The following is a 9,207-nucleotide window of genomic DNA, read 5'->3' as shown; positions in this document are numbered from 1 at the left end:
GGCGCGCTCCACGCGCGCGTGCCGGTCGCGCAGCCGGCGCAGCGGTACGAGCGTGAAGGCGCCCCACCACAGGCCCGCCGAGGCCAGGCAGATGCGCACGGCGGCCGTCTCGGAGAGGCCGAAGGAGGCGTGCGCCGAGTACAGCACCAGGTTGACCACGAGCATCGAGGAGCCGGCCCCGTAGCCGAAGGCCCAGCCCCGCGAGGAGACCGCGTCCCTCTCCTCGGGCGGGGCGATCTGCGGCAGATAGGAGTTGTAGAGCATCATCCCGACGGACTGCGCCGCGTTGGCCACGATGAGCAGCACCCCGCCGAGCAGATACCGGTCGCCGTCGAGGAAGAACATGCCCGTGGTCGCGGCCGCCCCGGTGTACGCCGCCGCCGCGAGCAACGGCTTCTTGCGGCCCGTGCGGTCGGCCGCGCTGCCCACGAGCGGCATCACCACCACGGCCAGGATCACCGACAGCGACACCGAGTAGGCGAAGAAGGAGCCCGCCCGGACCGGGATGCCCAGCGGATGCACATAGCCGTCGGCGTCCGCCGCGTGCTCGGCGACCGCGGTCAGGTACGGCCCGAGGAACACCGTGAGGACGCTCGTCGAATAGACCGAGCACGCCCAGTCGTAGAAGTACCAGCCGCGCTGCTCGCGCCTCAGGTCGGCGGTCTCGTCCGCCGCCTCCGTACGCACGGTGTCCATGCCCACCCGTGCCCTCGCTTTCCCCGTTCATATGCGAAGGCTCGGGCCGGTGCGTCCGGGCGCTCAGACCCAGACGCCGCGCTCTTCCATGACCTTGCGCAACGTGTCGATGTGATCGGTCATGATGCCATCCACACCCAGGTCCAGGAGCCGGTGCATCCGCTCCGGTTCGTTGATCGTCCACACGTGCACCTGCAGCCCGTACGCGTGGGCCGCGCGGACGAAGCGGTGGTCGACCACCGGGACGCCGGACTGGGCCTCGGGCACCTGCGCGGCGACGGCGGACCGGCGCACCGAGGCCGGCAGCCCCCAGGAACGCAGCCGCAGGTTCAGCACCCCGCGCGTGCCGAACGAGGTGGCGAGGCGGGGGCCGGCCAGCCGCTGGGCACGCAGCACGCGCGCCTCGGAGAAGGAGCCCACGCAGATCCGGTCCCAGGCGCTCGTGCGTTCGATCAGCTCCAGCAGCGGCCGCAGCGCGGGCTCGGTCTTCACGTCGATGTTCCAGCGGACCCCGGGGAAGGTCTCCAGCAGCTCCTCGAACAGCGGCACCGGTTCCCGGCCGCCGACGCGCGCCTGCCTGACCTCGTCCCACGGCAGGTCGGCGATCCGGCCCGCCCCGTCGGTGACCCGGTCCAGGGTCGCGTCGTGGAAGGCGACCAGCCGGCCGTCCGCCGTGGCGTGCACATCGGTCTCGATGTACCGGTAGCCCAGCTCGACGGCGCGCCGGAACTGGGCCACGGTGTTCTCCACGCCGTCGGCGGCCCCGCCCCGGTGGGCGAAGGCGATCGGGCCCGGGTGGTCGAGATAGGGGTGGCGTATCGCGGTGGTCACGGACGCAGTATCGCTCGGCCGGGTGTCATTCCGGCAACGACCGTGCTGCTCCCCGATGCCGGCGGGAGGGCGAACACCCGCAGGAACAGCTGGGCCAGCGGGCCGATCGACACGGCGTACAGGACGGTGCCCACCCCGATGGTGCCGCCCAGCGCGAACCCGGTGACCACCACCGCCACCTCGATCGTCGTGCGCATCAGCCGGATCGAGCGGCCGGTGCGCCGGTGCAGCCCCGTCATCAGCCCGTCGCGCGGACCCGGCCCGAAGCTCGCCGAGATGTAGAGGCCCGTGGCCACGCCGTTGAGCACGATCCCGGCGAGCAGGAGCGGGACGCGCACGAGGAGGCTGTGCGGGTCCGGGAGGAGCGCGAGCGTGCCGTCCATGGCGAGGCCGACGACGAAGACGTTGGAGACCGTGCCGAGCCCGGGGCGCTGGCGCAGCGGGATCCACAGCAGCAGCACCGCCGCCCCCACGACGATCGACACCACGCCGATGGTCAGGCCGGTCAGCTTCGCTAGCCCCTGGTGCAGCACGTTCCAGGGTTCCAGGCCCAGGCCCGAGGCCACGAGCAGCGCGGAACTCGCGCCGTAGAGCGCGAGCCCGCTGTAGAGCTGGATCAACCGTCGTGCGAGACGGCCTCGGGTGGACACGACATACCCCCCTGGGTGGTGGCGGTGGCCTGACGCATGTCACTCTGTGGCTTGGGATGAAACGCCATCCATGGCCAATCCGGGGAAGGTGGACTGATCTTCATGGCGCAGTGGACCTCGGCGGTGGGGGCCGCGCAGCTCGCCCGCCTCCTCACCTCCCAGCAGGAGCGGCCGGCCGGCCCCGGTACCCGCCGCCCGCCCGCCTACCGGGCGCTGGCCGACGGCATCCGGCTGCTGGTGCTCGAAGGGCGTGTCCCGGTCGCCGCCCGCCTGCCCGCGGAACGCGAACTGGCCCTCGCCCTCTCCGTCAGCCGGACCACGGTCGCGGCCGCCTACGAGGCGCTGCGCAGCGAGGGCTTCCTGGAGTCCCGGCGCGGGGCCGGCAGCTGGACCGCCGTGCCCGCAGGCAACCCGCTGCCCGCCCGGGGCCTGGAACCGCTGCCCCCGGAGTCCCTGGGCTCGGTGATGGACCTGGGCTGCGCGTCCCTCCCCGCACCCGAGCCGTGGCTCACCCGCGCGGTCCAGGGCGCCCTGGAGGAACTGCCGCCGTACGCCCACACGCACGGCGACTATCCCGCCGGACTGCCCGCCCTGCGCTCGATGATCGCCGAGCGCTACACCGCGCGCGGGATCCCCACCATGCCGGAGCAGATCATGGTGACGACCGGTGCGATGGGCGCCATCGACGCCATCTGCCACCTCTTCGCGGGCCGCGGTGAGCGCATCGCCGTGGAGTCACCCTCCTACGCCAACATCCTCCAGCTCATGCGGGAGGCGGGCGCCCGCCTGGTGCCGGTCGCGATGGCCGAGGGGCTGTCCGGCTGGGACATGGACCGCTGGCGCCAGGTCCTGCGGGAGGCCGCGCCGCGCCTCGCCTACGTGGTCGCCGACTTCCACAACCCCACCGGCGCGCTGGCCGACGAGGACCAGCGCCGCCGGCTGGTGGACGCGGCCCGGTCGGCGGGCACGGTGCTCGTCGCCGACGAGACGATGACCGAGCTGTGGCTGGACGAGGAACTGGGGGCCGGCGGGATGCCGCGCCCGGTGTGCGCCTTCGATCCCGCCGGCTCCACGGTGATCACGGTCGGCTCGGCCAGCAAGGCGTTCTGGGCCGGCATGCGCATCGGCTGGGTCCGCGCCGCCCCCGACGTCATCCGCAGCCTCGTCGCCGCCCGGGCCTACGCCGACCTCGGCACGCCGGTTCTGGAGCAGCTGGCCGTCAACTGGCTGTTCAGCGCCGGCGGCTGGGCGCAGGCGGTCGCCCTGCGCCGGGCCCAGGCCCGGGAGAACCGTGACGCCCTGGTGGCCGCCCTCCGCCGCGAGCTGCCGGACTGGGAGTTCGAGGTCCCGCGGGGCGGCCTGACCCTCTGGGTCCGCGCCGGCGGCCTCTCCGGCTCCCGCCTCGCCGAGGCCGGCGAGCGCGTCGGCGTCCGCGTCCCCTCCGGCCCCCGCTTCGGCGTCGACGGCGCCTTCGAGGGCTACGTCCGTCTTCCCTTCACCGTCGGGGGAGCGGTCGCGGACGAGGCGGCCTCCCGGCTCGCCGCGGCGGCCCGCCTGGTGGAGACCGGGGCGACGGGCGCGACGGAGGCTCCGCGGACGTTCGTGGCATAGGAGGCCCGCGGCGATCGCACGTGGCCGCAGGGAGCCAGTTCGTCGGGGCGGGGAGACCCGCACCGGCCGCTCGGCCACGGCACCCGGTGCCTCAAGAGCTCTCGGCCGCCAGCGCCTCCGCGGCCACCGGTGCCGCCTCGACCGCCGGCTTCGTCAGGTCGATCGGCTCCGCCGGCTCCGCATCCGCCGGCATGCTCCGTACCGGCAGCAACGCCAGGACGGCCTGCCGGTCGACATCGCTGGTCGCGTCGTCGTACGGATCGGGTGTGCGCGGCACCTGGAGCCGGTGCACGGCGCCGGACCCCAGCCGGGCGTAGCCGCGCCCGGGCGGCACCTGGGTCAGCGGCGTCGTGTGCGGCGGAGCGCCCAGCACGGCTGCGACCTGCTGAGACGCCGCGGTCCCGAGCACGACACGCGCGCGCGTGTGCTGCCGCACCGCGTCGTTCAGCGCTTCCGCGCTGTCGAACTGCTCGGCCACGACCACGGTCACGTTCGCCGCGCGCCCGTGCCGCAGCGGCACCTGGAGCAGGGACTGCGGGTCCTTGCGGCCGTCCGTCGCCGCGAGGTGCGCGAAGACGCTCGGGCGGTCCACGAGGATCCACAGCGGGCGCCGGGTGTCCTGGGGCGGCGGGTCGCCCGCCTGCCGGGCCAGGTTGATCGCGATGAGCCGCCGCTCGGTCTCCTGCGCGGCCCACTCCAGACTCGCCAGCGCCCCGGGGAGGGCGCACTCCACGGCCAGTACGCCGTCCCGGCCGGTCAGGCACGCGTACTCGCCGGTGCCGCCGCCGTCGACGATCAGGACGTCGGCGTACTGGAGGGCTTGGAGGGCGATGGAGCGCAGCAGGGTCGAGGTGCCGCTGCCCGGGTGGCCCATGGCGAGCAGGTGCGGTTCGGTGGAGCGGATGCCGGTGCGCCAGACGACCGGCGGGACGTCGCACCGTTCCTCCCCGTAGGAGAGGGGGAGCGTGCGCTGGACCTCGCTCGGGTCGGTGAAGCCGAGGACCGTCTCGCCCGGTGCGGTGACGAAGCGCTGGGCGGTGATGTCGGCGGGCAGCGGGGGGAGCGCGGTCACGGCGAGCTGGTTGCCCGCCTCGTCCCACACGAAGTGGTACTCCCGGCTGCGCCCGGCCTTCGCGGTGAGCAGCTGCTCGATCCGCGCGCGGGCCTCGGGCTCGCCGTCGGGGAAGTAGGCGGGGTAGCGGATCACGAGGTGCCCGATCCGTCCGGTGTCGTCGAACTCGTGTGCGGGGAAGGTCTTCTCCCACTCACCGCCGTGCGAGTACAGCGGCGCGGGGTCCTCGGACCTGGAGAAGTAGGGCACCAGTGCCTCGTGGAGGGCCTGGAGCCGTTCGATCTGGGCCTCGTCGGGCCCTTCGGGCGTCGACGGGGTGCGGTCGCGGCCCTGCCAGGCCGCCGCCGCCATCACGGTGACCACGGCGAGCAGCGGCCCGTACGGCACCAGCGCCACGACCAGCATCAGGGAGGCCACCAGGAAGAGCAGTGGCCCGCGCCTGTCCTTGGGGGTGTCGGCCCACTTGCGCCGCCCGGCCGAGGCCAGCAGGCGCAGTCCGCGCGAGACGGTGATCAGCGGGTGGAGGACGTCGGTGGCGCTGTCGGCCGCCGTCCGGGCCAGCTCCCGGCTCCGGGCGATCTGCGTCCGGGCGATCTGCACGCTGTCTTTGCTCAGAATGCGGGGGAGAGGGCGCCGGGCCACTGCTGTCTCCTGTTGGTGCGTACGGGCGGGACGTGAGGTGCCGGCGTCAGAACTTGATGCCGCCTAGGAGACTCGCCAGGCTCTCTCCACCGGCCTTGATACTCGGGGCGATGGCCGTGCTCGACAGGTAGAAGCCGAAGAGGGTCGAGACGCACGCGTGCGAGCCCTTGAGGCCGTCCTTGCGGAAGAAGAGGAACACGACGGTGCCGAGCAGGACGACGCCTGACATGGAGAGGATCATTGGGGGCCTCCTGGTGTCGAGGGGGACAGTCACCATCAGTACTTCCAGGATCACAGCATGTATCTATACGATAAAAGGTGCAACCGGGTGAATTTCGTGGCTTTTCGCCCGGTCGGCCGAGTCGGTCATAGGCTGCCTGAGCAGGGCACTTGCGTCAGTCGGGGCCTGTGGTGATCTTTACCTCGGGCACTTCGGGTCATGTGAGGCGCGAGCCAGTACCCTTGCGATTCACCTGAACGGTTGTAATGAGAGGCGGTCCGGCCGATGAGTGAAGCCCCCGACCCCGAGGTCGTGGAGCTGGCGACCAAGATCTTCGATCTGGCCCGGCAGGGGCAGACCGAGGCGCTCGTGGCGTACGTCGACGCGGGTGTTCCGGCCAACCTCACCAACGACCGTGGTGACTCCCTGGTGATGCTCGCCGCCTACCACGGCCACGCCGGCGCGGTCCGGGAGCTGCTCGCCCGTGGCGCGGAGGCGAACCGGGTCAACGACCGAGGCCAGACCCCGCTCGCGGGTGCCGTCTTCAAGGGCGAGACGGACGTGATCAAGGTCCTCCTGGAGGGCGGGGCCGACCCCGCCGAGGGGACGCCGTCGGCCGTCGACACGGCCCTCATGTTCGGCAAGACGGAACTTCTGGAACTGTTCGGCGTCAACTGACGCGAACGTCCTGAACGGCTACGACACGGAAAACGGGGGAGGCGGTACAGGGCCGCCGGAAATACGGTCGCGGCAGCACACACCGCGGGTCATCATGACGACGTGATTCACGGACGCGATGGCTGGGCAGGTGTTGCCGCACCGCGCGGACCGTGATCGGTCCGCATGGGCCACCGACGAGAGGCAGAGAGAGATGGTCTACAGCAAGCAAGAGACGGCGGGCGCTCCGACGTTGTGTCACGCGGCCAGGTAGTGCGTGTTCCCCGGTTGCGTCGACGCTTGATGTGAGGCTGTTTCCCATGTTCGATCCGGTCATAGCGCCCAGCGGTACGCTGCTCGGCCTGCTCCAGCGGGGCCGCGGCGACGGCACGCTGCACGCGCTCACCGCCCCCCGCGCCGAAGCGCTTGCGGCCCTGAACCACTGTGTGCTGCGCGATCCCCGCCACGACTGGCAGGTGGAGAACCGCTCCCTGTACTACGCCCGGCTCTATCTCGACCTGAACGGCGAGCTGGACGCGGTCGAGGCACACCTCTTCGACCCCGAGGACCTGCTCGACACCGAGGAGTCCCGCACCGGCCTGGCCCTGGCCGTGCTCGGGCACCTCGCCTCCTACGGCCGGCGCGACGCGCTCGAACTGCTGCGCAGGTACGCCGCCCAGGGCTCCAACTGGGCCTGGGCGCTGGACGAGCTGGCCCTGAGGGACGACGACGCGGGCCTGCGCGCCCTCGCCGCGCCGGTCCTGGCCCGTTTCCCCGCCGACCCCGAGGGCGAGGCCGAGCTGGCCGTCGCCGTGCGCGACGCCTTCGAGCCGCGGCCCTGGCGGCTGTGGGCCGAGGACCCGCGCGAATCGATCGCCACGCGCGTGCGTGCCGCCCAGGAGGCCGGCTGTTTCGACCGCTGGCAACGCCAGATGCGCCCGACCGGCCCCCGCCCGGGGTGGAGCGTGAGCGCCGTCTTCGAATGGGCCCAGCAGGGCATGGACCGCGGCGCAGCCCTCCACGTCCCCGCCGCCCGCTGCCTGGTCGCCGTGGCCGGCCCCGAGGACCGGCCGGAGATCCTGCGGGCGGCCAGGAACGGCATCGACGGAGCCCGGTGCACCGCACTGCGCTACCTCGCCGACAGCAACGACCGCGACGCCCTGGACCTGATCGAGGCCGCGGTCGCCGACGGCACGACGGTCGTCGTGGAGGCCGCCGTCGACGCCTTCGAACGGATGCGCAGCATCGCCGCCGTGGACCGCGCGCGCGGCTGGGCCCAGCGTCCCGACGCGCTCGGTGCCGCCGCCGGACGCATGCTCGCCTGCCGCGGCGGCACGCAGGACAGCGGTCTCGTCCTCGGCGCCCTGCGCGAGACGGTACGGGGCGAGGGCCCCGACGCCCCCTCCCTGTGGACGCTGGCCGACGGCGCCGGACGCCTCGGCATCGCCTGCGCGGCCCCCGTGCTGCGCCACATCTACCGGGAGACGGCCTCCTCCCACCTGCGCGGCCGCGCCGCCCGCGCCCTGGCCGCCACCGACCCCTCCTTCGCCGCGGGCTTCGCCGTCGAGTGCCTGTGGGACTGCGAGGAGACCACCCGGGAGATCGCCGCCCGGCACGCCGAGACCGGCGACGCCCGCGTCGTGGAGCGGCTCCGCCGCCTCGCCGCCGATCCGGCCGAGGAGGACGAGGTGCAGACAGCGGTACGCAGCCGCTTCGGACCGGACCTCACCACCGGCTGACCCGGCACTTCCCACACGGCCCGGGCGGGCCACCACCCGCCGTGTGAACATCGGGTGACCCGCAGGTCAGGCGGCCGTGACCGCCGTCTGACCTGCGTGGGTGCGCGACCCAACGCTCACGGGACGTTCCCCGGGCGGAAAGATCGAAGTTGACGCGGCCACGTTCGGCGCGGCGACAACACCCCTATGCGTGTCGTCATCGTGACCGAATCCTTTCCCCCCGATGTGAACGGCGTGGCCCACTGCGCGCTCCAGACCGCCCGGCACCTCGTAGATCGCGGTCACCATCCGCTCGTCGTCGCCCCCGCCCCCGCTCCCGGCAGCGGGCCGGACACGGACGCCCCGTGCCCGGTCGTGCGGATTCCCTCCCTCCCGCTGCCCGGCTACCCCCAGGTGCGCGTCGCCCTCCCCAGTCGGCGCCTCGCCGCTGCCCTGGTCGCGCACCGTCCCGACGTGGTCCATCTCGCCAGCCCCTTCGTCCTCGGCGTGCGCGGCATGGCGGCCGCCGCCCGCCTCGGCCTCCCCGCCGTCGCCGTCTACCAGACCGATCTCGCCGGATACGCCCGTACCTACATGGGCGCCGGAGAGGCGGCCGCCTGGCGCCGGATCCGCTCCGTGCACGCCGCCGCCGACCGCACCCTGGCCCCCTCCAGCGCGGCCCTGCACGACCTGGAGGCGCACGGAGTGCCCCGGGTACGACTGTGGCAGCGCGGCGTGGACACCGTACGTTTCCGGCCAGAACACCGTGACGAGACGCTGCGCCGCGAACTCGCCCCGAACGGCGAGCTGATCGTCGGCTACGTCGGCCGGCTCGCCCCCGAGAAGCACGTCGAACTCCTCGCCGGCGTCTGCGGCCTCGCGGGCGTCAAGGTCGTGGTCGTCGGCGACGGGCCCAGCCAGGACCACCTGACCGAGGCCCTGCCCGGCGCCGTCCTCCTGGGCCGGCGCACCGGCGACGAACTCGCCCGGATCTTCGCCTCGCTGGACCTGTTCGCGCACACCGGCCCCTTCGAGACCTTCTGCCAGACCGTCCAGGAGGCCATGGCCAGCGGAGTCCCGGTCGTCGCGCCCGCCGCCGGCGGCCCGCTC

9 protein-coding genes are annotated in these 9,207 nt (G+C 73.3%); 4 read left to right on the top strand and 5 right to left on the bottom strand.

Going from position 1 to position 9,207, the window contains the following annotated elements; genetic code table 11:
- The 3 genes from ACWEN3_RS33890 to yczE form a co-directional block, all read right to left on the bottom strand.
- Positions 1-702, bottom strand: a 702-nt coding sequence (locus ACWEN3_RS33890; protein WP_452978746.1) for an MFS transporter, incomplete at its 3' end; no start/stop codon positions are given.
- A gap of 57 nt (positions 703-759) precedes the next feature.
- On the bottom strand, positions 760-1,527 hold the full coding sequence (locus ACWEN3_RS33885) for a glycerophosphodiester phosphodiesterase (protein ID WP_452978743.1): 768 nt from the start codon (positions 1,525-1,527) through the stop codon (positions 760-762).
- Positions 1,524-2,177: a membrane protein YczE gene (yczE, locus tag ACWEN3_RS33880; RefSeq protein ID WP_452978740.1), complete on the bottom strand. Its 654-nt coding sequence runs from the start codon at positions 2,175-2,177 to the stop codon at positions 1,524-1,526. Before yczE ends, ACWEN3_RS33885 begins: the two co-directional genes overlap by 4 nt.
- Before the next feature lie 102 nt (positions 2,178-2,279).
- On the opposite strand from yczE, the gene ACWEN3_RS33875 reads away from it, so the two are divergent.
- Positions 2,280-3,788: an SCO1417 family MocR-like transcription factor gene (locus tag ACWEN3_RS33875; protein WP_452978737.1), complete on the top strand. Its 1,509-nt coding sequence runs from the start codon at positions 2,280-2,282 to the stop codon at positions 3,786-3,788.
- Positions 3,789-3,879: 91 nt separating this feature from the next.
- On the opposite strand, the gene ACWEN3_RS33870 is transcribed toward ACWEN3_RS33875, so the two are convergent.
- Together ACWEN3_RS33870 and ACWEN3_RS33865 are read right to left on the bottom strand one after the other, a co-directional pair.
- On the bottom strand, positions 3,880-5,502 hold the full coding sequence (locus ACWEN3_RS33870) for a hypothetical protein (protein WP_452978734.1): 1,623 nt from the start codon (positions 5,500-5,502) through the stop codon (positions 3,880-3,882).
- Between the two features lie 46 nt (positions 5,503-5,548).
- Positions 5,549-5,743, bottom strand: coding sequence for a hypothetical protein (locus ACWEN3_RS33865; RefSeq protein ID WP_452978731.1), 195 nt, complete (start codon positions 5,741-5,743; stop codon positions 5,549-5,551).
- Positions 5,744-6,007: 264 nt separating this feature from the next.
- On the opposite strand from ACWEN3_RS33865, the gene ACWEN3_RS33860 reads away from it, so the two are divergent.
- From ACWEN3_RS33860 to ACWEN3_RS33850, 3 genes are all read left to right on the top strand, one after another.
- Complete coding sequence (locus tag ACWEN3_RS33860) at positions 6,008-6,400, top strand: ankyrin repeat domain-containing protein (protein WP_452978728.1); 393 nt, start codon at positions 6,008-6,010, stop codon at positions 6,398-6,400.
- 299 nt (positions 6,401-6,699) lie between these two features.
- On the top strand, positions 6,700-8,118 hold the full coding sequence (locus ACWEN3_RS33855) for a HEAT repeat domain-containing protein (RefSeq protein ID WP_452978726.1): 1,419 nt from the start codon (positions 6,700-6,702) through the stop codon (positions 8,116-8,118).
- A 186-nt stretch (positions 8,119-8,304) separates the two neighbouring features.
- On the top strand, positions 8,305-9,207 hold a 903-nt coding region (locus ACWEN3_RS33850; RefSeq protein WP_452978723.1), incomplete at its 3' end, for a glycosyltransferase.

The organism is Streptomyces sp. NPDC004561 (assembly GCF_053602155.1).
This window is presented reverse-complemented; position numbering and strand designations above follow the sequence as displayed.

Excerpts from the sequence above, each read along its gene's own strand:
- ACWEN3_RS33860 (WP_452978728.1), top strand. The coding sequence starts at position 6,008 with ATGAGTGAAGCCCCCGACCCCGAGGTCGTGGAGCTGGCGACCAAGATC.
- ACWEN3_RS33875 (WP_452978737.1), top strand. The coding sequence starts at position 2,280 with ATGGCGCAGTGGACCTCGGCGGTGGGGGCCGCGCAGCTCGCCCGCCTC.
- ACWEN3_RS33855 (WP_452978726.1), top strand. The coding sequence starts at position 6,700 with ATGTTCGATCCGGTCATAGCGCCCAGCGGTACGCTGCTCGGCCTGCTC.
- ACWEN3_RS33865 (WP_452978731.1), bottom strand. The coding sequence starts at position 5,743 with ATGATCCTCTCCATGTCAGGCGTCGTCCTGCTCGGCACCGTCGTGTTC.